This window comes from Chloroflexota bacterium (assembly GCA_016887485.1).
In the GTDB taxonomy this organism is placed as follows: Bacteria; Chloroflexota; Anaerolineae; order Anaerolineales; family Anaerolineaceae; genus Brevifilum.
The window spans coordinates 2,645,454-2,667,729 of the sequence record CP069394.1 but is presented as its reverse complement, the minus strand read 5'-3'; the positions used below and the strand labels follow the sequence as shown (position 1 = coordinate 2,667,729).

The following is a 22,276-nucleotide window of genomic DNA, read 5'->3' as shown; positions in this document are numbered from 1 at the left end:
CATCATATGGTGGCCCGTTATTGGTTTCAATCAGAATAATGGCGGCTGTTCAGCCGCCGGCTTTGGAGGATAGGGGGATAGCCTGGTCGCAATCTTGTGACGGGCACAAAGATCAGTGAACAAACGCTCCAGCTGCCGAACGTTCCGGGCTGGGCAGAAATAACTGGTGCCGAAAGCCCGTTCATATTGCTGCCGCACCCCCGGGAACTGTTCATCCAGTTTACGGTAGAAATGCTCCCGCTGGCCCTCCCGCACCGTGACGCCAAAAGAGGGAATGATATATGCCGCCCCATGTGCTGCGGCCGCCAGCACGATCGACTCGATATTTTCCAGCGAATCCTCAATGAAGGGCAGGATAGGCATCATCACTACACCGGTCTCAATCCCCGCTTCCGCCAGACGCGCCATCGCTGCCAGCCTGCGACTGGGTGAAGGCGCACCGGGTTCCAACCTGGCCGCCAGGGCATCCTTGGTTGTGGTAACCGTGAAACTCACCCTGGCTTTCACCTGGTTGATCCGCTTCAAGGTCGCCAGGTCCTTGAGAACCCTATCTGATTTCGTGATGATATGCACCGGGAACCGGTATTTCGCCACAATTTCCAGGGCCTTTCCAGTCAGCCCATACTGATCTTCGGCATAGGTATAGGGATCGTTCATCGAGCCAAAGCCGATCACGCCCACCTTGCGTTTACGTGGCAGCGCATCTTCCAGCAGCTCGAGGGCGTTAATCTTGACCAACACCTCATCATTGAAGTTCTCAATTTGATAGCAAGCGCTGCGTGTATCACAATAAATGCACTGGTGCTCACAGCCCCGGTAAAGATTCATATTATAGGACAGGCCAAACCAATCATCCTCCCCGTGCACTGGATTGAGGATGCCCTTAACCGTCACTTCCCGATAATTCAACCGTTCCATCCTTCCATTTTAGCGGAATTTTACTAGATGCAAAGAGCCTTTCTCTGTGATCCAGTTTTTTGTGATTAAACTGTAATAAGGCTGGCTTGATTTATAGATTAAGATACGTTAAGATGAATTTGATATTCCGTTGTCCATTGAACCCTAGTCCGGGAAAACAAACTTATGCAGCAGGTTGCAGCAGGAGCTCAAAAAAAGCGAAAGTCAGTATCTGGTCGCTCATGGGCGGTCCGGATTCTGACCTGTCTCCTACTCATCACCCTCCTCCTTCCCACACACCCCGTCAAAGCTCAACAATCCGCCCCCTCTTCCCCCCAGGAATCTGAGGGGACGCTGGTTTTTAAGAACTTTGAGGACCCCGTCCCAGTAACCCACCCCCATCCGGCTCCCTGTTCGGGTGCGGATTGTGACTTCGGTGCAACGGCTTACTACAAACCCTTCACACCTTTCATCACCAGCGCATCCGATCCCTCCCCAGTAGAAAACCCTTCGCTCTGGCCCTATGCCGCCACGGTGAAGATCATCTCGCACTGGCCCTCGGGTCTGACCTCCACCTGTTCCGGCACGCTGGTGGACGCTAAATATGTGCTCACTGCCGCCCACTGTATATTCACCTTCATTCTGGAGAACTGCAGTCCGGGCGACTCCTCCTGCTGGGTGGATGATCTCGAGGCTCTTCCTGCCTATCAAGACGGCGAGGCCCCAGCAGGCAGAAGCGGTTACGAAACCATCCTGACCTGGACCGATTGGACTGATAATCAACTGGCTGAATATGACCTGGCAGCGATCAAACTGCGCTATCCTCTCGGCGCACAAGTCGGCTGGCTGGGCGCTGGATTTTTCGCTGATGATACTTTCTTCACCAACAGCACCTTCACCATCGCCGGCTATCCAGAATCAGCGCCCTATCACGGCGCAGACATGGCCATCTGGTCCGGGCAGGTCTCGGTTGTTGCTGCTTCCGACGACTTATTACAGTTGAACGGTAATTTTGACGCCGGTTGGGACGGAGCCACCCTGAACGCGGAAAATGGTGTTGCCTATGGTGTCATTTCCTCGGTGGCTGGCGGCACAGACATCATGCTTACACGAATCACTTATGAGAAATTTGATGCGATCCGCACCTTCATCCAGGATGGGCAGCCCAAAGAAGATGGCGGCAATCTAACCACCTTCTTTGTACGGGCTGGGCCTGAGTGGAACTTCCCCGGCCAGGCGCTGACCGATTTAGAGTTCATCCTCTGGAATTACTCCAATTCCGCCCTGCCCTATGCAACGTATCTGGTGGATATCTACCTTTCCATGGACAACATCATCACAACAAGCGACACTTACCTAGGCACAGCCAGCTATGAAGGGACTTTTGAAGCCAATCGGGGTGTCCGGGTGATATTGGACCAGCCACTCACCCTCCCCGAAGTGCTGCATGGTTCTGAGACCTGCGGTGGGACATTCTTCATTGGCACCATCGTTGATTTCAGCGATGCCAACCCAGACGATAATGGCGCTAATTACTTCCAACCTGAACCCATCTGGGTTTTCGATTCGGATAATTCCAATTACCTATTCCCCATTTGGTATTAAAATCAACCTGATACTCCGCTTCATCCAACCTGGATAGCTCCATGCCGCCTGAATATAATACCCCCGAAGATGAACCCTTTGTGTCAATAGAGGATGACGACGACGAATTCCTTGAGGAGCAGCCAGCGCCCAGAAAAGCTGTTTCCTGCTGGATGGCCGTCATCCTGATCATCGTTGCAGCCTGTCTGCTCATGCGGGTCTTCTGCTTCAATTTATTGGTATTCGATTTCCGTCCAATCCCCCTTCATTAAAAACCACCAACCCATTTACCCCCAGCCATCACTTTGTGTACAATAGAAGAAGCGATCCACTAATCAATAGGAGAAATAAAAATGGGACACATTCCTGACGACAAAGACTATGATGAATTCATGGGTGCTTCAGCCGAAGATTGGAGCAAACCGGAAGAACCTGCCCCGATGCCGGAGCCCAAAGCCGAAACAACCAATCGCTGGGGCGCTGTTCAACCGGACCCTGCCACAGCAGACGCCCCTAACCGCTGGGGCTCAGAAGGTAGCAGTGAGCCCACCTTCACTAGCGTCGATAAACCGGCCAAACAGGGTAATTCAAAGTGGTGGATAATCCTGATCGTGGTGCTGGTAGTACTTTGCCTTTGCGCCTGCGTGGTCATTTTCGGGCTGCCGCTCTTGGGGCTCGATCTTCTAGGCTTAAATATTATCCAGTAATAGTCAAAAGGAAAGCGCTTCCATCGCACCTGAACTCCAGACCCCCACGACCTAAGTAAGGAAGAATTATGGAAAAACAAAGCCATTTTCCCAAGCCGTTTTACCGTTGGCGTCCCCATCCCTGGCACGGGTTGGAAACCGGCCCTGAGCCGCCAAAAAACGTCTATGCCTTTATCGAAATCACGCCTTTCGACTCAATCAAGTATGAAGTCGATAAGGAGACCGGCTATATCTTTGTGGACAGGCCCCAACGCACCTCCTCACTACCGCCCGCGCTGTATGGCTTTATCCCCCGCACTTATTGCGGTGAACATGTCCGCGAGCTATCAGAAGGCGCCCTCCGCGGCGATGGTGACCCGCTGGATATCTGTGTGATCAGTGAACGGCCGATCAACCGGGGTGAGATTTTCCTCAAAGCGGTCGTGGTTGGTGTGATCCAGCTCCTCGATCATAAAGAGGCGGATGATAAGATCATCGCCGTCCTGAGCAACGATAATATCTATGGCCAGATCCAGGATATCAGCGAACTGCCTGAAATCATCGTGGAAAGGCTGACCCATTATTTCCATACCTATAAGATGCTGCCCGGGCAAGAACAGCTAATCAAAATCCTCAACGTGGGCGGTCACGAGAAAGCCCAAAAGATCGTTGAGGCTGCCATGCTGGATTATCAGGAAGAATTCGGCAATTAATTCCCATTCTGGTAATATTCCCCCGAAAAACGCTTGTCAGGAATCTGGCTTCAAGCTAGAATCTTGACATGCGTTTTGATATATTTTCGCTCTTTCCTGAAGTATTCCCCCCCTATCTTAATACAAGCATCCTCAAGCGCGCCCAGGAAGCTGGTATGTTACAGGTTCAAACCCATAACATCCGCGATTGGGCCACTGACAGGCACCACACCGCTGATGACACACCTTATGGCGGCGGCGGCGGGATGGTGATGAAACCGGAGCCAATTTTCGCTGCAGTCGAATCTGTTCTCGGTTCCCCACCGGAGTGTCCCGTGATCCTCATGTCTCCCCAGGGGCGGCCCTTCACCCAAAAGATCGCCTTTGAGCTGGCAGAGCAAGAGCACCTGGCTTTTCTCTGCGGCCGCTATGAAAGCCTGGATGAACGGATCCGGGAACATCTCGTGACGGACTCAATCTCCATCGGCGATTATGTCCTGACCGGCGGCGAGCTGCCCGCGCTGGTGCTGATTGATGCCATCACCCGGCTGCTTCCCGGCGTCCTCGGTGACCCGGAAGCCCCCACGGATGATTCACATGCCACCGGGCTCCTGGAATATCCCCACTACACCCGCCCACCCGAATTTCGCGGCTGGGGCATCCCGGATGTGCTGCTTTCAGGCAACCACGCTGAAGTTGACCGCTGGCGTCGTCAGGAATCACTGCGCCGAACCCTGCAACACCGCCCAGACCTCCTTTTGCATGCGGACCTAAGCAAAAAGGATCGGGCTTTCCTCAAAGAGCTGGGCTATGACCCAACTGACCTCAACCCTCATCAATAATTGGAGATTCAATGGAAACGAAACGAACGAACTACCTCAAAACATTTTTATTAGGCTTCGGTTTTTTCGGCGTAAGCGTCATTTGGTCCGTTTATAACGCTTTCGTCCCCCTCATCCTGGATGAGCGCTTTGGGCTTGAAGCCGGCTTTATTGCCTTTATTATGGTTCTGGATAATATTGCAGCCCTCATCATCCAACCCCCATTGGGCGTCTTTTCCGACCGCTTACGCTCACCAATCGGGCGGCGCTTGCCCTTTATCGTCGTTGGCGCACCTTTTGCGGCTGCGATGTTCGGCATCATTCCTTCCGCCCATGCCCTGCCTCTGTTCATCTTCAGCTGCGTGACCCTGCTGCTGGCGATGGCTTTCTGGCGCACACCCGTTGTGGCACTGATGCCTGATATCACCCCCTCGGGCAGCCGCTCCCAAGCAAATGGGATCATCAACCTGATGGGCGGTTTAGGCACAGTCCTGGCCACGTTAATCGGTGGGCCTCTCTATGACATCAATCCCGGTTATCCCTTCTATCTTGGTGGAGCGTTGGTGGTTGTCGCTGCCCTGCTGGTCCTGATCTTCATCAAGGAACCGAAAGAATACATAGCCTCAAAACTGCATCTGGCCTCCAAGGGCCAGGATACCGGTATGGATGAAAAAGTCACGAAGAATATCGCCAATGTCTTTACTCAAAAAGACAAAAGCCCGATGTTCATCCTGCTGGCCATCCTCTTCTGGTTCATCGCCTACAACGCTCTTGAAACCTTCTTCACACTCTATGGCGTAAAACACCTCGGCCTGGCCAGCGGTGATAGTGCCTTCCAAATCTCCTATATCGGCCTGGTCTTCATGATCATGGCTGTCCCAGCCGGGATTTTGGCCAGTAAACTCAAACGCAAGAGTGTGATCATGGCGGGTATTGTCACCATGATCGCCTGCGTAGTCCTGATGTACATTTTCCCCGCAGAGATCCTGACCATCCAGTTCGCCTCTCTGATGGGTTCCGGCTTCTATGTCCTCTCGATTCTGCTTATGGTGGCAGGCATCGGCTGGGCAATGATCAATGTCAACTCGCTGCCGATGGTCGTGGATATGACGGATGACGATCATATCGGCACCTATACCGGCCTTTACTATTTCTTCTCCCAGGTTGCAGCCACGGTTGGCCCAGTCATCTTTGGCTGGACGATCCAGCTATCCGGAAACAACTACCGCCTGATGATGGCCATTGCCCCTCTCTTCCTTGTTCTTGCTTTCCTGATGATGATGGGCGTCCATAAAGGAGAGGCCAAAACAGAGGTCGTTCAACAAGAAGAATAATTGTTAAAGGCGAATTTAACGCTTGTCCTTGCACCTATTCGCCATTATACTTACTCTATATGGCTTAAATCCAAGCCATAAATAATCACCTACTCTATAGGAGGAGAATTTTTCATGTCGAAAAAACTATTAGTTGTTTTGACAATCCTGGTTGTCGGCAGCATGTTCTTTGCCGCCTGCACCCCCGAAGTTGAAGAGACTGCTGCGCCCGTTGAAGAGACAGAAGCTGTAGTCGACGCTACTGATGCTCCGGTTGTGGAAGAAACCGAAGTAACCGCCGAACCCATCATCAAGAAGGTTGCCCTCGTGACAGACGTTGGAACCATCGATGACGAGTCCTTTAACCAGGCCACCTGGCAGGGTGTTGAGGCTTGGTGCACTGAAAACGGTATCGAATATACCTACTATCAGCCCACTGAGGACAGCACTGATGCCCGCGTGATCTCCATCACCCAGGCTGTTGCTGAAGGCGCTAACGTCATCGTTATGCCCGGTTACCTCTTCGGCACAACACTGCTCGAGGTTATGGATCTGTATCCCGATGTCTACTTCGTCGCGATCGACGTAGCCTCCGGCGACCTGACCTACGACTATGTGACCTATTACGAACCCGCCGCGAACACCACCTGTATCGCCTTTGCTGAGGAACAGGCTGGCTATCTGGCTGGTTACGGTGCTGTCAAAGATGGCTACACCAAACTTGGTTTCCTGGGCGGCATGGCCGTTCCCGCTGTCGTACGCTTCGGCTATGGCTTCATCCAGGGTGCTGACGATGCTGCTGCCGAAATGGGCGTTGACATTGAGATCAACTACACCTATGGTGGCCAGTTCTTCGGCGATGCAAACATCACCGCCAAGATGGACGGCTGGTATTCCGCTGGGACCGAGATTGTATTCGCCTGCGGTGGCGGTATCTACACATCAGCCATCGAAGCTGCTCTCAACTATGACGGTATGGTTATCGGCGTTGACGTCGACCAGAACTTTATCGGCGTAGCGGGCGTTGAAGCTGGTACCTATGCCTACAACCCATTCGTCACCTCCGCCATGAAGGGTCTCCAGAACGTAACCGAGACCGCCCTGGCCGAACTGCAGGCCGGTAACTGGGCCAGCTACAGCGGCCAGTTCCTGAAGTTCTCCCTGACCGAAGGCGACTATGTTGGTATTCCTACTGCTGATGGTTCCTGGAACTTCAGCACCTTCACCGTCGAAGAATACGAAACTGTCAAAGCTGCCATCATGGATGGCACCATCGAAATCGACAACAGCTCCGATGCCTCCGTTCTGCCTGAGGTTTCCGAGTTCACCACCGTGAACGTTATCGAGTAATATATCTAGACGTAAAACAAACATCCGGCTGTAATCCAGCCGGATGTTTTTATTTAACTAGTTCCAAGGTAAATGAAATCCGACCTCTTGAAAATAGAGGGACCATAAGTTCTGGTGAAACCTCTCGATCAATGTTGTATCAGAAGGCCAACAAAATAGACTATAGGGGAAAATAAGTCAGGCTAATATCCAGGCGGAAAACAAAAAGCGCTAATCTCACCTCATCCAAAAGGCAGAATTTGGCCCTTGATATTTAAACGGGGCAAATACCCACGCAACAAAAAAGGACGGAAGTGTTGTCCACACTTCCGTCCTCTTGCTTTTTCTACAACCTTTATCTACCGGTTTTGTCGTAGGGGATACCCTCCGCCTTAGGCGCACGGGACTTCTTCGAGGTAAATGCCAGAATGATCATTGAGGCGATAAAGGGCATCATGTTATAGATTTCCTTCGGCCACTCCAGTGCGGCGAGGATAGTCGAGTCCGCAATGTTTGCCATTGATTTGAAGATCGCGAAGAACAGGGCGGCAAAGAAAATTCTGCCTGGCTTCCACTGGCCAAAGATCATCACTGCCAGCGCAAGGAAGCCCATACCTGCTACACCGACCTCAAAGTTCCAGGTTTGAACAGCTGGGACAATATAGGCAAAACCACCAATGCCGCCGAGGAAACCGGAGATGAGTACGCCCCACCAGCGCATTTCGTAAACGTTGATGCCGACTGAATCCGCCGCTTGAGGATGCTCGCCGCAGGCGCGCAGCCGCAGGCCAAAGCGGGTCTTATACATCACAATGATTGAGATGATGAGAAGGGCGAGGCCAATGAAGAGGAAAACATTGACCGTCAGGTCCCCGATATCGAAGAGGAAAGGTTCGTTGTTGTAAGTAAGTTTTGCAGATTGAGTACCGAAGTTGAACCTGCGGACGACAACCACAGCGAGGGCGGTAGCAAGAAGGTTCAGCGCCGTACCGCCAATCGTTTGGTCCGCCTTCAGGTTTACCGAAGCGAAAGCCAGAAGTGAGGTGTAGAGAATGCCTGCAATTCCTGCCGCCAGAACGGATACCAGGACGACCGTAAAAGCCGGGGTTCCCGCAGGAAGAACGACCAGCGCAAGAACGCCAACGAGGCCGCCAATGGTCATAGTACCTTCGAGCGCGATGTTGATCACACCGCTGTGTTCAGTGAAAGCGCCACCGAGGGCCACGAGCATAAGAACCATAGAGTAAAGGAGAGTGTATTTCGTGAGCAGCATTAGTCGTCAATCTCCTTTCCGTCAACTTCTTCCTCAGGGAGGAAGCTGTCTATTTGCTGTGGTTCTTTCACTGTAACGTCAACTAAATCAACGGCAAGCTTTTGAGAACCACGCTTCTTCATAAGCATCTGCTTGAAGAGCAGTGAGAACGCGCAGAGATAAATGATGATCCCCGAGATAATGTCCGCAATTTCAGGTGGAAAGTACTGGGAATTCATCAGGCTTCCGCCTGTCGTGATGTGCGAAATGAACAGTGCGGAGAAGATCGTACCGATCGGATTGGAGGAGGCCAGCAGGGCGACGGCAATACCGTTGAAGCCAATTGCCGGCAACGCTGTGGAATCCAATGGTCTCCATTCGGCAATACCTGAGAGATAGAAAAGCCCAGCACCAAAACCTGCAAGCGCACCCGCAATGACCATTGAGAGAACGATGTTCTTTTTCTCACTGATCCCGGCATATCTGGCTGCACTCTTGTTGAAACCGCAGGCTTTTAATTCATAGCCGAAGGTCGTTTTATCAATGACGATGTAGATAACTATTGCGATTACGATTGCGAGGAATATCGCAATGGTCGTTGACCTGTTTTTGAAGTATGCCGCTAATCCCATATTGGGAATAACCGAAGCGGGGAACAAGGAACGCAGGTCCCATACTTTGGTCTTGGTGGAGTCATACATCACACCAGTACCGCCGCCATACATGATAGTGTTGACGGCATAGAGGCCAATCCAGTTGAACATGATGGATGTGATGACCTCATGGATGTTGAGATAGGCCTTGAAAATGCCTGGGATGGCGCCCCAGAGCGCACCAAAGAGAGTCGCCCCGAGCAGACAAGCCCACCAGGGCAGGCCGAGGACAATAGCGCAGAACAGAGCCCCAAAAGCGCCCAGAGTGTATTGCCCTGCTGCACCGATATTGAAAAGGCCGGTCTTGAAAGCAAAACCAACGGAAAGGCCGGTCAGGATGAGCGGAGCAGTGGCGGCTATCTCCTGGCCAATGCTAATCGGTGGGAGGTAAAAGCCACCCATCAAAATCTGTTTGAAGCCATATTTCCAGGCATTGGTGATGACTGAGATGAAGCCTTCACCGCCGCTGTTGATAAGGCTTAATACAATGAGGAATAAGAAGCCAAAAAGGAGGCCGATTATGATTGATATAAAGGAAGCGCCAATCGACGCTAGCCTGTCTCCTCCCAACCATGGGGAGCCATTCTTCCTTTTCACTTTAGCTAAGCTCCCTTCTTCTCGATGTTGCGCTTTGCGCCGGCCATATAGAGACCGAGTTCATCGACAGTAGTATTCTTGGGATCAAATTCGCCTACGATCTCGCCCTCGTACATAACGAGGATGCGGTCGGAAACGTTCATAACTTCGTCCAGTTCCAGAGAAACGAGCAAAACTGCTTTTCCTGCGTCGCGCTGGGCCACGAGCTGCTTGTGGATGTATTCGATCGCCCCCACGTCAAGGCCGCGGGTAGGCTGCACGGCAACCAGAAGCTCGGGATTCTTGTCTATTTCCCGGGCCACGATTGCCTTTTGTTGGTTGCCCCCAGACATTGAACGGACAAGGGTTGTGCTGCCCTGACCAGAGCGGACATCGTACTGCTCAATAAGTCTGTCCGAATAGGCCCGGACGGCGTCAAATTTGATAAAGCCGTTCTTTTGGAATTCCGGTTCCCAAAAACGCTCAAGTACCATGTTCTCTTCTAAGGTGTAATCGAGGATCAGGCCATATTTATGCCTGTCCGCTGGGATATGGCTCATGCCATCCACCGAACGTTCGCGAATGGAGGCCTTTGAAATATCCTGCCCGCGGAGGGTGATCGTCCCATCCGACTGCTTTTCAAGGCCTGTCAGGGCATAGACCAACTCGTCCTGGCCGTTGCCTTCAATACCCGCAAGGCAGACGATCTCACCCTGGCGTACATTGAAAGAAACGTTTTTAACAGCATTATTCTTATGGAGACGAGAGGGGACGGTGAGATCTTTAACATCGAGGATAATTTCACCCGGCTCGATATCCGCTTTATCCACCACAAAGCTTACAGGGCGGCCAACCATCATCGAGGAGAGTTCTTCAACCGTGGTGTCCGCTGTATTGACTGTGCCAATACACTTACCACGCCTGAGTACCGTCACACGGTCGGAAACATCCATGATTTCCTGCAGCTTATGGGTGATGAAGAGAATGCTCTTTCCCTCACGGGTGAAGTTCCGCATAATCTCCATAAGTTCTTTAATTTCCTGGGGCGTCAGCACAGCGGTGGGTTCGTCAAAGATAAGGATCTCGTTATCGCGATAAAGCATTTTCAAGATTTCAACACGCTGTTGCATCCCGACGGAGATATCCTCGATGAGCGCATCCGGTTCAACATGGAGGCCATATTTTTCAGAAAGCTCAACGACCTTCTTCCGGCCTTCGTTTTCCTGAAGCAAACCGGCCTTGGTCGGCTCAACCCCGAGGATAATGTTGTCCAACACTGAGAAACATTCAACCAGCATGAAATGCTGGTGGACCATGCCAATGTGGAGATCGTTAGCGTCATTTGGATTCGCGATATTAACAACTTCGCCGTTCTTCTTGATGATTCCCTCTTCCGCCTGATAAAGGCCGAAGAGTACGCTCATTAAAGTGCTTTTACCAGCGCCGTTTTCGCCAAGTAAGGCATGGATTTCCCCTTTTTTAAGCTGGAGCGTTATGTTATCGTTGGCTCTGATACCTGGGAAATCCTTGGTGATATTCAGCATTTCGATAATATATTCCACTTCCGCCAAATTCATCACTCCTTTTTCGCTCGCTAACGGGCGTCTAGTTGATAAACAATTATAAACGATAAACCTAATAAAATAAACGAAATCAGAATGGGGGTGATGGGCACAGAGCCTCGCAGACCTAAGGGGTCGATAAAATGGGTAAAAACGCTTGATTATTAATTTTCACCGTCATTTACTCAACTGAAACCCGGTTTTTTGACTTCTGGGGTGAGTATAATTAAACCTAAGTCAATCAATATCACGGAGTTGTGCCTCAATGAACGCTTCGCATCCCATTTACCTGGACTATAACTCTACAACGCCCATCCTGAAGGAAGTTGCGGATGAGATGGCGCCATACCTATACGAATTTTTCGGCAACCCCTCCAGCACACATCCCTTCGGGGTCGAAACCAAACTGGCGGTTGAAAAAGCCCGTCGCCAGGTGGCCGCTGCGATCAACTGCCAGGCCACGGAGCTGATCTTCACCAGCGGCGGGACGGAAAGTAACAACTACGCCATCCGCGGCTACGCCCTGGCCAACCGTGATAAGGGCCGTCACATCATCACCAGCGCCATTGAACACCCAGCCGTGACCGAGGTCTGCAATTACCTGCAAACCCAGGGGTTCACCGTCACCACCCTGCCAGTTGATCAATTTGGCCGAGTAAGCGTGGAAGACCTGCAGCAAGCCCTGACCCCCGGGACGATCCTGGTGAGCATTATGCACGCCAACAACGAAGTCGGCACGATCCAACCCATCCGAGAACTCGCTAAAGCCGCCCACAAAGCCGGGGCTGTCTTCCATACCGACGCAGCCCAGACGATGGGCAAGCTGCCGGTGGATGTTCAGGAGCTGGGCGTGGACCTGCTCTCGATTGCCGGGCACAAATTATACGCCCCCAAAGGCATCGGCGCTCTGTTCGTCCGTACCGGGCTGAAAATGGACAAGCTGATGTACGGCGCTAATCACGAATCAGACCGGCGGCCCGGCACTGAAAACGTGCTGGAGATCGTCGGTTTGGGCAAAGCGGCTGAGATCGCTGCGCAGGATCTTGAGGCCAATATGGCTCATTTCAAAGCCATGCGGGATAAATTGCATGAAGGCCTAAAGGCAGCCTTGCCGGAAGGCAGCTTCCTGCTCAACGGGCACCCGGACTTACGCCTGCCCAATACTCTCAGCCTGGCTTTCCACCTGATTGAGGCCAACACCCTCCTCGCAGAAGTGAGCGACCGGGTGGCTGCCTCAGCTGGTGCGGCCTGCCACAGTGACGAGATTAACCTCTCCAACACTCTGATCGCCATGAAAGTGCCGATCGACTATGCGATGGGCACCGTCCGCTTCTCCGTGGGACGCCATACCAAAGCGGATGAAATTGACCGGGCAGTGAAGATCATAGTGAAATCACTCAAACCCCTCCTGCCGGACAGTGTCAGTGACCAGACAATCCTCTCTGATGATCTGACAGATATCAAGCTGACCCATTTCACCGCCAGTCTGGGATGCGCCTGCAAGCTCCGGCCCCAGGCGCTTGAGAAGGTCCTGGCGAACCTGCCTCCCAGCATTGACCCGAATGCCCTGGTGGATGCCGCCACCAATGACGACGCGGCAGTCTATAAGGTTCGGGATGACCTGGCCGTGGTACAGACAGTAGACTTCTTCACACCGATCATTGACGACCCCTATGCCTTTGGGGCCATCTCAGCGGCCAATTCCCTTTCAGATATTTATGCGATGGGTGCAACCCCGATCTTTGGCTTGAATATCGTGGGCTTCCCCTCCAGCCGGCTTCCGCTCAAAGTTTTGGAAGAGATCCTGCGCGGTGCCCATGATAAGGCTTCCGAAGCCGGGATTACAATCCTCGGTGGGCACACAGTGGACGACCTCGAACCGAAATACGGCATGGCTGTGACCGGGCTGGTTGCGCCCGATAAAGTGATCCGCAACAGCACCGGAAAACCCGGTGACGCCCTGATCCTCACCAAGCCGCTGGGCCTTGGCATACTGACCACCGCCCTCAAGCAGGGATTGGTAAACCGCAGCATTCAAACCAAACTAATTGAGATCATGGCAGGGCTGAATAAGACAGCCGCGGAATGTATGGCTGCCTTCCCGGTCAACGCCTGCACGGACGTAACCGGTTTTGGCCTGCTGGGGCATCTCCATGAGATGACCGAAGGCGCCGGCGTGGATGCCGAAATCAACCTCAGCGCCGTTCCGATCCTGCCCGAAGCCCGTCAGATGGCTGAGATGGAGGTCATCCCCGGCGGCACCCTCAACAACCTGGCTTTTGTTGGTCCCCATGTAAATTTTGACCCAAGCCTCTCCCGCATTGACCAGATCCTTTTGGCCGATGCCCAAACCTCAGGCGGCCTGTTGATCAGCCTGCCCGCCAGTGAAGCCGATGGCCTCCTGGCTGCCCTGGCAGATAAGAATATCCAGGCAGCCCTGATCGGCCACATGACTCAGTTAGGTAAAGGTCAGATTAACGTTATAAAAGGCTAGTTTGTTTGTGATATAATGGAATTTACGGAACTATATTAAATATACAGGTTGTAATTGAGGCCCAGGAGGTCTTGATGCTTGTCGAATCAAAGGTTGAACCGCCCCATCCGATTCCCTATCCAAGTAATGCCATTATCCGCAAACTTTATCGCACACCAATCCTGCTATATCGCCTTGGGTTGGGGAAACTTTTTGGCAAATATATCATGATCATCTCCACATTCGGCCGGAAGTCTGGCAAAGTCCGCCGGACGCCGATCGAATATTTCCGCCAGGGCGACTTTATCTATGCCATTAGCGGTTTTGAACGCGACCCGGATTGGTACCAAAACCTGAAAGCCCACCCTTATGTCACCCTGCAGACCGCACAGGGCGCCCATGCCATGTTCGCCCGGCGTCCCGAGACGGCCGAGGAATGGCAAGGCGCAATGGACTATCTCAAGGAAAGCCCGGTGCCCGCTTTGGTGATCCCAGAGATCGTTGAGCAGCTCGATGATCCCAAAATCCAGGCCCAAATCCGTGAGTGGCCGGTGGTCATCTTCGAACCGACTGAAGAACCCTGCCCCGAACCCTTGGCCGTTGATCTCTACTGGGCCTGGCCTCTGATCCTGTTGGCGCTGGCCTTCGAGATCACCTTCTGGTGGCTCTTATCCCGTAAAAAATAACCTATCCCGATAATCACTCCAAATGACCGCCAACCGGGCCTTAGGATAGAGGGGTTGACGGCGAAAATTCATGCCTCAAATTAATCAAAGCGAGAAAACCATAGAAAATATTAGCTTTCAGGAAACAAGCTCGAATAAAATAAAAACAGCACGTCTTATTAATTAATAAATGAGAGGAAAAAACATGGCAATTATATCGGTCAATACCATTTCCAAGAAATTTGGAGATACTCAGGCTGTTAAAGACCTGAGTTTTGACGTTCAACCTGGTGAGATCTTCGGCCTTTTAGGGCCCAACGGCGCAGGGAAGACAACCACCATCCGAATGATCCTGGATATCTTCAAACCCGATTCAGGCAGCATCAGCGTCCTGGGTGGCCCAATGAGCGAGGAAAAGAAGAACAAGGTTGGTTACCTGCCGGAAGAGCGCGGCCTTTATCAAGACATTCCCCTGGAACGCTGCCTGGTATTCCTCGCCACCCTAAAAGGGATGGAAGAATCCATCGCGACGCCCAAGATCGAAGACTATTTGAAACATTTCGAGCTCTATGATTCCCGCCAGAAAAAGGTCAAGGAACTGAGCAAAGGAATGCAGCAAAAAGCCCAGTTGATCTCCACCCTGGTGCATGATCCCGAGCTGGTCATCATCGACGAGCCCTTCACGGCCCTGGACCCGGTCAACACCGAAATGGTCAAGGACATGCTGGAAACCAAACGGGATGAAGGTAAAGCCATCATCATGTCCACCCACCAGATGAATCAGGTGGAAGAACTCTGCGATCGGATCCTGCTGATTGATGCAGGTGAGAGCCTGCTTTATGGCACACTGCCTGAAATCCAAAGCAATTTCTCATCCCACGACATTCTCGTGACGCCGCTCACCCCCTTGCCCCAATCCATTGAGGGCGTCAAGGAAATCCAAAAGTTGAACGGCCGATACCGGCTGGTCCTGGATGAAAACGCTCATCCCAATCAGGTACTCAAAGGTCTCATCAACCAGGGCGTTGAGATGAACGAGTTTGAAATTGCCGTCCCACCTTTGAACGAGATCTTTATCAAGGTCGTCAAAGAACAAAAAGGAAACGGCTATGTTTAAGCTCTGGCAAATCATCCGACATGAATACATCCGGCATGTTTTTCACAAGCGGTTTTTATTCAGCCTGCTCAGCCTGCCCATAGTCGTAGTGGTCATGGTTGGGGTTGCTTTGCTCATTGCCGGCTTTGGAATTAATTCTTCGCCTATTGGCTATGTTGATCCATCCGGAGCGCTGGCAAATCCTGTTCAGATACCTGAGAGTTCGGATATTTTCAACCCAACGATCCAATTCATTCCCTATGACGATGCGGACCAGGCCCAGGCTGAACTTGATGCCGGCACGATTCAGGCCTACTATATTTTCCCCTCAGATTATCCTCAAAACACACAGGTTGAGTTGATTTATCTTGAGGAGCCGGATTCGGACATAACCTATCAATTTGAAGACTTTGTCCGGTTCACCCTGATGGAAAATGCCGACATCAATCCAGAAGTAATCAACCGCCTATCGGAAGGTTTTTCCTATTCGCTGGAGTCAGCGGATGGCAGCCGCCAGATGGGCGACGACCAATGGTATCTCGCCTTCACGCCCTATGTTGCCGGCATAATGATGATGGTGGTCGTAATGACCAGCGGTGGCTACCTGCTGCAAGCTGTGGTTGAAGAAAAAGAGAATCGTACGATGGAAATCGTAATTACCTCTGTTTCTCCCAGCCAATTAATGACCGGTAAGATCCTTGGTAATATCGGCGTGGGGCTGACTCAACTGGTGGTATGGTTGGTTTTTACCTGGTTAGGAATGAAAATAGCCGGAAATTTCTGGCCCTTCCTGCAGGATTTCTCGCTTCCACCGAATTATGTCGCCATACTGTTATTACTCTTGCTGCCATCATTCGTGATGGTTGCAGCAATCATGTCCGCCATCGGCTCCACGATGACCGAAATGCGGGAAGCTCAACAGATCTCAGGGATGGTCTCGCTGCTCTTCATGGCGCCCATCTATGCAGCCTCCGGGATCATGATGAATCCCAACGGGACTTTGGCAATGGTACTTAGCTACTTCCCGCTAACATCGCCCATCACCATCCTGATGCGGATGTCCTTCACTGTGGTCCCTGCCTGGCAGATTGCGATCAACGTGATCATTCTTGTCATCTTCGCCGTATTGGCAATCCTGTTTGCCAACAAGGCCTTCCGGCTGGGTATGCTGCAATATGGCAAGAAACTCTCTATCAAAGAAGTCCTGAAGGCGAGGACAGAAAAATGAACAAGACACTAACTGTTCTTAAAACAGAATTCATCAACACCGTCAGCCGAAAGTCATTTCTCATCACACTGATCCTGGTCCCCCTGCTGCCCGCACTGATCCTTTTTGGGATCAACCTCTTTGGCGGAAATGACAGCGGTGATTCAACAGACACTAGCGGCCTGTTCCAGTCCGGGTCGTCAGCCGCCCTGGTTGAAGGTTATATTGACGAAGCTGGAATCATCATTGAGCTCCCGGAATGGATTGATCCTGAGACTTTCATTGCTTTCGATAATGAAGAACAAGCCAAAGCCGCGTTGGAATCCAGTGATATTCAGAGTTATTATGTGATCGAATCAGATATCCTTGAAACAGGCTCAGTACGTCTCATCAACCAAGAATTCAGTCCTTTCACGAGTCTGGAATCCAGCAGCGTCATGGAAAGCGTGCTCCGCTACAATCTCCTGGGAGCAAATGCGGAACAATTCGGCGTTTTTTCACAACCGCTATACATAGAAGTAATCAATTTGGCCCCCGAAACAGTGGACCGAGATATGAGTAGTCCTTTTGCCTTCTATTTACCCTATGGCACAACCCTGCTGCTATATGTCCTGATCATAACCTCTGCCAGCCTGATGATGACCAGCGTGGCCAAAGAAAAAGAAAACCGGGTCATTGAGATTCTGCTCAGTTCTGTAGCTCCCCGGCAACTGCTGATCGGTAAGATTATCGGTCTGGCCCTGGTCGGTCTGCTGCAGACAACCATCTGGATGGGGGCAGGTTTCCTGATGCTCAGAATGGGCGGCACCACGCTGAACATCCCCGCCAACCTTCAATTACCTCCTGACCTGTTAATCTGGAGTATCCTCTTCTTCCTGTTAGGATACTTCCTCTATGCGACCATCATGGCTGGGGTCGGTGCCTTGGTTCCCAATATTAAAGAAGCCTCTCAGGCCACGATCATCATCATCCTGCCAATGTTGATCCCTCTGATGTTGATCAGCATGATTATCGAAACCCCCAATGCGACCCTGCCGTTGATCCTGAGCTTGTTCCCGTTCTCAGCGCCGGTCGCGATGGTCACCAGGATATCAGTCACTTCCGTTCCGATCTGGCAGATTCTCACAGCCATCGGCTTGCTGCTGGCAACGGTCATCTTTCTGGTCCGAGCCGTGTCTGGCATGTTCCGGGCTCAGGTTCTGCTTACAGGGAAGAAATTCAGCGTGGGGCTTTACCTGCGCACATTATTCGGTAAAAAAACAGAAACCGCTTAAGTTTCAAAGCCGTTGAACTAACAACTACAAAGGGTGCCTAAATCAGGCACCCTTTACCTGTATAATATGCACTTAGGTGAAAAACTATCCAAAATGGAACCATACTTCTCAATTTTCCGTCCTTTAACCACTCTGTTATATAATTAAACCAAACAGCATCTTCACTGCTGTCAGGAGGAGTATTTAATGAAAAAATATTGGCTACTTATCAGTTTCATTATCATTTTCAGCCTCACGCTGTCAAGCTGCAACTTACCTGGAAATCCAACGCCGACTTCTCAGGTGGATGCCTTAAATACAGCTGCTGCTCAGACCGTCCAGGCCCAACAGACCAACATTGCCCAGACCAATGAAGCAATAAGCCAGATTACGCCCACCGTCACCATAACCCCCGGCGGAAACACCGGCTCGTCCAGCACCGCCACACCAAGCCCCACCCATACCGCTCAGGCAGAGTGTTATCAGGCCAGCCTTACCTCTGAAACCATCCCGGATGGCAAGAACTACGCACCCGGCCAGTCCTTTACCAAAACCTGGACGCTGAAGAATACCGGCTCTTGCAATTGGGACAACAATTTCGACGTGGTCTTTGTCTCCGGTGACTCTATGGACGCACCGGCTTCAATGCAGCTGACCAGCGGCACAGTCAAACCGGGCGAATCCGTGGTTGTCTCCATGGACCTGGAAGCGCCCTATGCTGCCGGTACCCATCGGGGAGAGTTCAAATTGCGAAATGCCAATGGCGTCCTGTTCGGTCTTGGCACCAAGAACAGCACCTTCTGGGTTGAGATTGACGTGGAAGGCACCCTATATGACTTCGTAGCAGAATATTGCTCTTCCAATGTTAAATGGACCTCCGGTGCAGGCAACCTGACCTGCCCCGGCAGCTCCGGTGACACCGAAGGCTGGGTCCGCAAGGCCAATGTCCCTCAATTGGAGAACGGCGTCTCGGAAAACGAACCTGGGATTGTGATGCAGCCTGAAATGGTCACCGATGGATGGGTTCAGGGTATCTACCCACCCATTTCAATCACTGGCGGTGTGTATTTCCGAGCCCTCATCGGCTGTAACAGCACCGAGGCGTGCGATGTCAAATTTGTTCTGAAATATAAGGTGGAAGGGGAATCTGTGAAGACCCTGGCCACCTGGCATGAAGTTCAGGATGGCACCTACAACAAAGTCAGCGTGGACCTGAGCAGCCTGGCAGGCAAGGAAGTCCAGTTCATCCTGGTGGTCTTAGCCAATGGCAGCCCATCGAATGATGAAGCCCTCTGGGTATCTCCCCGGATCGAACCCTGAGCCATAACCAGGACCAACTGACCGGCGGTGTCCCCCCACCGCCGGTTTTTTTATTTTTTTATTATTAATCACAAATAAATAACCTGCCTTGACTTTTTTTCCTCATAACCTACAATTGATGATTGACCAACGCTAATAACCATAGTTGGCTCGGAGGTATTTCAAACCAATGAATAAAAGCACAAAAAGTAAGCTATTCGTTCTGACTGCCCTTGTGATGGTCAGCCTGATCCTCACAGCCTGCGGCAACAAAGAACCTGAAATGGATATCGATGCTCAGAAGACTGCCTTTGCCCAAACTGCGGCCGTACAGGCCACAATGACAGCGGAAGCCGTCCCGACCGAAACCCCCACCCCGGAGTTGACCCCAACCCCAACCATGACGGCCACAGCCGAGGAAACCACTGCTGAAATCACCGCGACCGTCTCTGCAACCGTTTCGGTAACGGATCCAACGGCGACCGTTTCGATCAACGGTGTCGACGAAGCTGCCTGGCGGGCCAATGATCCACCCGACAACACCGTTTTCTCCCCCGGTGAGTCATTCACGGTGACCTGGACCATCGAAAACACCGGCACGTCCACCTGGACCACCGGCTATTACATCAGCTTCCTATCCGGTGACCAGATGGGCGCTGAAGATGAAATCTATCTGCCCTATTCGGTTCCCCCAGGAACAAACGTGCAGATCAGCGTTGATTTCGTAGCGCCCGAAGCAACCGGAACCAAACAAAGTGACTGGGTACTGAAAAATGCCAATGGTGAGACTTTTTATTTCTTCTTCATCATTTTAGAGGTCAAATAAGAATCAAAGCTTACCGAATTCCCTGGATTAAGCGAAGGACGGATCAATCGTGTCTGCCCTGTTGGACTTGAAAGAGAAAATTAGAACCGAGGCCCTTCGCCTCGGTTTTAACCATATGGGTGTGACTTCGGCTGTTCCGGTCCCGGATTACCTGCGTTATCAAGCCTGGATCGAACAGGGGTATCACGGCAAAATGGGCTATCTTGCCCGCGAAGATGCCATCCAAAAACGCGGTAACCCCGAATTGATCCTCGAAAACTGCCAGCGGGTCATCAGCCTGGCAATGCCCTATCGCCCCCCCTCAAAAGACAATCACCAACTGCCATCAGGTTACGGGCGCGTGTCCGCATATGCCCAAACAGAAGATTATCATGACCAGATTTGGGAAAAACTGGATCAGCTTGAGCAATTCATCAAATCAAACACTGACCAACCCGTACAGCTCAAGGGATATGTAGATACCGGCCCAATTTTAGAGCGCAGTTTTGCGGTGACGGCCGGGCTGGGACAAACCGGAAAGAACACCTGCCTGATCGTACCGGGCACGGGTTCCTACTTCTTCCTTGCTGAAATGCTAACCGATCTTCCCCTGCCGGTCGATAGCCCCTGTACCCGAGATCTCTGCAAAACCTGCCAGCGCTGCATCACGGCCTGTCCAACCCAATGTATCCTCCCTGACCGCTCACTGGACGCCCGGCACTGCATCAGTTATCTGACTATCGAGCACAAGGGGATCATCCCCGACGATCAAAAAGAGCTGATCGGCGATTGGGCCTTTGGCTGTGATATCTGCCAAATGGTGTGCCCCCACAACGCCTTGACGCCCGATCAAGTTTATGTCCTTGGTGAAAATCGCCTCGCCTCCGCATTGGACCTGATCTCGCTTTTCAAAGTGGATGATGCCGGCTTCAAACAACGCTTTGGCGGCACACCCATCGAGCGGACCAAACGAGTGGGTTTATTACGAAATGCCGCCCTGGTATTGGGAAATCAACAAGCCCAAGCCGCCCTGCCAGTATTGCGTAATGTCCTGAAAAATGAAACCGATGAAGGACTGCTGGATGCCTGCCACTGGGCCATCCGAAAAATTGAGGAAACCACCTCTAAAAGCATGGACGAGGTGGTAACTAAATGAACACCAAAGAACCCACCTTCATGATCGGCTCCGTGCCTATTTTTGGGGACCTGATCCTGGCGCCCATGGACGGAATCACCGATAATCCCTTCCGTGCACTTTGCCGCGGGTTGGGGTCAGCAATGGTCGTGACGGAATTCATCAACGCCCTGGATGTGATTGAAGACAATCCCCGCTACCCCAAGCGAACCATCTTCACCGAAGATCAACGCCCGGTCTCCCTCCAAATCCTCGGGAACGACCCCGAAAGGATGCTCACTGCAGCGGTCCCATTGGTCGAAGATGTCAAACCTGATATTCTGGACATCAACCTGGGGTGTCAATCCAAAAACGTGACCTCCCGTGGCGCTGGTGCGGCCCTACTGCGCAAGCCCGAAGATATCGCCCGGATCTTCGCACTCATGACCCGTGAATTCACCATCCCCGTGACTGGCAAGATCCGGTTGGGTTGGGATGATGGCTCACTGAACTATCTTGAGGTAGCAAAAATCATTGAAGATAACGGTGGCGCAATGGTTGCAGTGCATGGCCGGACGCGCAAACAAGCCTATCGAGGTCAGGCCATCTGGGAACCAATCAGAGAGGTCAAACAAGCCTTACATATTCCGGTGATTGGCAACGGTGACGTTGTAACGGTGGCGGATATTGAGCGGATCAAGCAGGAAACCGGCTGTGATGCGGTAATGATTGGCCGTGCGGCTGTGTCCAACCCCTGGATCTTCAGCCGCCTGGACCGGGATCAGGTGAGTCCGCAGGACGCACTGCAAACCATCTTGACCCATTTCAAAACCATCGTGGCCCATTACGGTGAACAGGGAGTAATTACTTTTCGAAAATATCTGAAAGCTTACCTTGCGCCCTACTCCATTCCCCGCGAGGAGCTGCTTGCTCTATTAAAAGAAAAAGATCAGGATGTCGTTCATTCGGAAATCACCCGGATCTTCTCCCTTCTCTAAA

General features: G+C 51.9%; 20 protein-coding genes. 16 read left to right on the top strand and 4 right to left on the bottom strand.

Annotation, left to right across the window (positions count from 1 at the left end):
* Positions 1-30 precede the first annotated feature (30 nt).
* Positions 31-918 (bottom strand): radical SAM protein, encoded by an 888-nt coding sequence (locus JR338_12160; GenBank protein ID QRN83137.1) that lies wholly within the window; start codon positions 916-918, stop codon positions 31-33.
* A 165-nt stretch (positions 919-1,083) separates the two neighbouring features.
* Here JR338_12160 and JR338_12155 point away from each other — a divergent pair, with 165 nt between their 5' ends.
* The 7 genes from JR338_12155 to JR338_12125 all read left to right on the top strand — a co-directional run bounded on the left by JR338_12155 (position 1,084) and on the right by JR338_12125 (position 7,343).
* On the top strand, positions 1,084-2,502 hold the full coding sequence (locus tag JR338_12155) for a trypsin-like serine protease (protein ID QRN83136.1): 1,419 nt from the start codon (positions 1,084-1,086) through the stop codon (positions 2,500-2,502).
* A 41-nt stretch (positions 2,503-2,543) separates the two neighbouring features.
* Entirely contained in the window at positions 2,544-2,753 is a 210-nt protein-coding gene (locus JR338_12150; GenBank protein QRN83135.1) for a hypothetical protein, read from the top strand.
* 81 nt (positions 2,754-2,834) lie between these two features.
* Positions 2,835-3,188 carry a hypothetical protein gene (locus tag JR338_12145; protein ID QRN83134.1) on the top strand — a complete coding sequence of 118 codons (354 nt, stop codon included), beginning with the start codon at positions 2,835-2,837 and terminating at the stop codon, positions 3,186-3,188.
* Between the two features lie 68 nt (positions 3,189-3,256).
* Complete coding sequence (locus tag JR338_12140; GenBank protein QRN83133.1) at positions 3,257-3,880, top strand: inorganic pyrophosphatase; 624 nt, start codon at positions 3,257-3,259, stop codon at positions 3,878-3,880.
* Between the two features lie 68 nt (positions 3,881-3,948).
* Complete coding sequence (trmD, locus tag JR338_12135) at positions 3,949-4,701, top strand: tRNA (guanosine(37)-N1)-methyltransferase TrmD (GenBank protein ID QRN83132.1); 753 nt, start codon at positions 3,949-3,951, stop codon at positions 4,699-4,701.
* Between the two features lie 11 nt (positions 4,702-4,712).
* Positions 4,713-6,014, top strand: a complete 1,302-nt coding sequence (locus JR338_12130; protein QRN83131.1) for an MFS transporter — start codon at positions 4,713-4,715, stop codon at positions 6,012-6,014.
* A gap of 114 nt (positions 6,015-6,128) precedes the next feature.
* Positions 6,129-7,343 carry a BMP family ABC transporter substrate-binding protein gene (locus JR338_12125; GenBank protein ID QRN83130.1) on the top strand — a complete coding sequence of 405 codons (1,215 nt, stop codon included), beginning with the start codon at positions 6,129-6,131 and terminating at the stop codon, positions 7,341-7,343.
* Positions 7,344-7,677: 334 nt separating this feature from the next.
* Here the strand turns inward: JR338_12125 and JR338_12120 are convergent, their stop codons facing one another.
* The 3 genes from JR338_12120 to JR338_12110 are packed head-to-tail and all read right to left on the bottom strand — an operon-like array spanning position 7,678 to position 11,347.
* Positions 7,678-8,595, bottom strand: a complete 918-nt coding sequence (locus tag JR338_12120) for an ABC transporter permease (protein QRN83129.1) — start codon at positions 8,593-8,595, stop codon at positions 7,678-7,680.
* Complete coding sequence (locus JR338_12115; GenBank protein QRN83128.1) at positions 8,595-9,824, bottom strand: ABC transporter permease; 1,230 nt, start codon at positions 9,822-9,824, stop codon at positions 8,595-8,597. The genes JR338_12120 and JR338_12115 overlap by 1 nt, the downstream gene beginning before the upstream one ends.
* 5 nt (positions 9,825-9,829) lie before the next feature.
* A complete protein-coding gene (locus JR338_12110; GenBank protein QRN84437.1) occupies positions 9,830-11,347 on the bottom strand; it encodes an ABC transporter ATP-binding protein in 1,518 nt (505 codons plus the stop codon).
* A 1,333-nt stretch (positions 11,348-12,680) separates the two neighbouring features.
* On the opposite strand from JR338_12110, the gene selD reads away from it, so the two are divergent.
* The 9 genes from selD to JR338_12065 all read left to right on the top strand — a co-directional run bounded on the left by selD (position 12,681) and on the right by JR338_12065 (position 22,275).
* Positions 12,681-13,859 (top strand): selenide, water dikinase SelD, encoded by a 1,179-nt coding sequence (selD, locus tag JR338_12105; GenBank protein QRN84436.1) that lies wholly within the window; start codon positions 12,681-12,683, stop codon positions 13,857-13,859.
* Positions 13,860-13,933: 74 nt separating this feature from the next.
* Positions 13,934-14,524, top strand: a complete 591-nt coding sequence (locus tag JR338_12100; protein ID QRN83127.1) for a nitroreductase family deazaflavin-dependent oxidoreductase — start codon at positions 13,934-13,936, stop codon at positions 14,522-14,524.
* A 184-nt stretch (positions 14,525-14,708) separates the two neighbouring features.
* Positions 14,709-15,620: an ATP-binding cassette domain-containing protein gene (locus JR338_12095; protein ID QRN83126.1), complete on the top strand. Its 912-nt coding sequence runs from the start codon at positions 14,709-14,711 to the stop codon at positions 15,618-15,620.
* Positions 15,613-16,827: an ABC transporter permease gene (locus JR338_12090; protein ID QRN83125.1), complete on the top strand. Its 1,215-nt coding sequence runs from the start codon at positions 15,613-15,615 to the stop codon at positions 16,825-16,827. The genes JR338_12095 and JR338_12090 overlap by 8 nt, the downstream gene beginning before the upstream one ends.
* Entirely contained in the window at positions 16,824-18,080 is a 1,257-nt protein-coding gene (locus JR338_12085) for an ABC transporter permease (protein QRN83124.1), read from the top strand. The genes JR338_12090 and JR338_12085 overlap by 4 nt, the downstream gene beginning before the upstream one ends.
* 186 nt (positions 18,081-18,266) lie before the next feature.
* Positions 18,267-19,379 (top strand): hypothetical protein, encoded by a 1,113-nt coding sequence (locus tag JR338_12080; GenBank protein QRN83123.1) that lies wholly within the window; start codon positions 18,267-18,269, stop codon positions 19,377-19,379.
* A gap of 169 nt (positions 19,380-19,548) precedes the next feature.
* The gene (locus tag JR338_12075) at positions 19,549-20,184 is read left to right on the top strand and encodes a hypothetical protein (GenBank protein ID QRN83122.1); all 636 of its coding nucleotides are present in this window, start codon (positions 19,549-19,551) and stop codon (positions 20,182-20,184) included.
* 49 nt (positions 20,185-20,233) lie between these two features.
* Positions 20,234-21,319, top strand: coding sequence for a tRNA epoxyqueuosine(34) reductase QueG (queG, locus tag JR338_12070; GenBank protein ID QRN83121.1), 1,086 nt, complete (start codon positions 20,234-20,236; stop codon positions 21,317-21,319).
* Positions 21,316-22,275 carry a tRNA-dihydrouridine synthase family protein gene (locus JR338_12065; GenBank protein ID QRN83120.1) on the top strand — a complete coding sequence of 320 codons (960 nt, stop codon included), beginning with the start codon at positions 21,316-21,318 and terminating at the stop codon, positions 22,273-22,275. The genes queG and JR338_12065 overlap by 4 nt, the downstream gene beginning before the upstream one ends.
* Position 22,276: the final 1 nt, after the last annotated feature.

What these genes read in the sequence shown, in the direction of transcription:
- JR338_12160 (QRN83137.1), bottom strand. Translation starts at nt 918, where the DNA reads ATGGAACGGTTGAATTATCGGGAAGTGACGGTTAAGGGCATCCTCAAT.
- JR338_12155 (QRN83136.1), top strand. Translation starts at nt 1,084, where the DNA reads ATGCAGCAGGTTGCAGCAGGAGCTCAAAAAAAGCGAAAGTCAGTATCT.
- JR338_12150 (QRN83135.1), top strand. Translation starts at nt 2,544, where the DNA reads ATGCCGCCTGAATATAATACCCCCGAAGATGAACCCTTTGTGTCAATA.
- JR338_12145 (QRN83134.1), top strand. Translation starts at nt 2,835, where the DNA reads ATGGGACACATTCCTGACGACAAAGACTATGATGAATTCATGGGTGCT.
- JR338_12140 (QRN83133.1), top strand. Translation starts at nt 3,257, where the DNA reads ATGGAAAAACAAAGCCATTTTCCCAAGCCGTTTTACCGTTGGCGTCCC.
- trmD (QRN83132.1), top strand. Translation starts at nt 3,949, where the DNA reads ATGCGTTTTGATATATTTTCGCTCTTTCCTGAAGTATTCCCCCCCTAT.
- JR338_12130 (QRN83131.1), top strand. Translation starts at nt 4,713, where the DNA reads ATGGAAACGAAACGAACGAACTACCTCAAAACATTTTTATTAGGCTTC.
- JR338_12125 (QRN83130.1), top strand. Translation starts at nt 6,129, where the DNA reads ATGTCGAAAAAACTATTAGTTGTTTTGACAATCCTGGTTGTCGGCAGC.
- JR338_12120 (QRN83129.1), bottom strand. Translation starts at nt 8,595, where the DNA reads ATGCTGCTCACGAAATACACTCTCCTTTACTCTATGGTTCTTATGCTC.
- JR338_12110 (QRN84437.1), bottom strand. Translation starts at nt 11,347, where the DNA reads ATGCTGAATATCACCAAGGATTTCCCAGGTATCAGAGCCAACGATAAC.
- selD (QRN84436.1), top strand. Translation starts at nt 12,681, where the DNA reads ATGGGCACCGTCCGCTTCTCCGTGGGACGCCATACCAAAGCGGATGAA.
- JR338_12100 (QRN83127.1), top strand. Translation starts at nt 13,934, where the DNA reads ATGCTTGTCGAATCAAAGGTTGAACCGCCCCATCCGATTCCCTATCCA.
- JR338_12095 (QRN83126.1), top strand. Translation starts at nt 14,709, where the DNA reads ATGGCAATTATATCGGTCAATACCATTTCCAAGAAATTTGGAGATACT.
- JR338_12090 (QRN83125.1), top strand. Translation starts at nt 15,613, where the DNA reads ATGTTTAAGCTCTGGCAAATCATCCGACATGAATACATCCGGCATGTT.
- JR338_12085 (QRN83124.1), top strand. Translation starts at nt 16,824, where the DNA reads ATGAACAAGACACTAACTGTTCTTAAAACAGAATTCATCAACACCGTC.
- JR338_12080 (QRN83123.1), top strand. Translation starts at nt 18,267, where the DNA reads ATGAAAAAATATTGGCTACTTATCAGTTTCATTATCATTTTCAGCCTC.
- JR338_12075 (QRN83122.1), top strand. Translation starts at nt 19,549, where the DNA reads ATGAATAAAAGCACAAAAAGTAAGCTATTCGTTCTGACTGCCCTTGTG.
- JR338_12065 (QRN83120.1), top strand. Translation starts at nt 21,316, where the DNA reads ATGAACACCAAAGAACCCACCTTCATGATCGGCTCCGTGCCTATTTTT.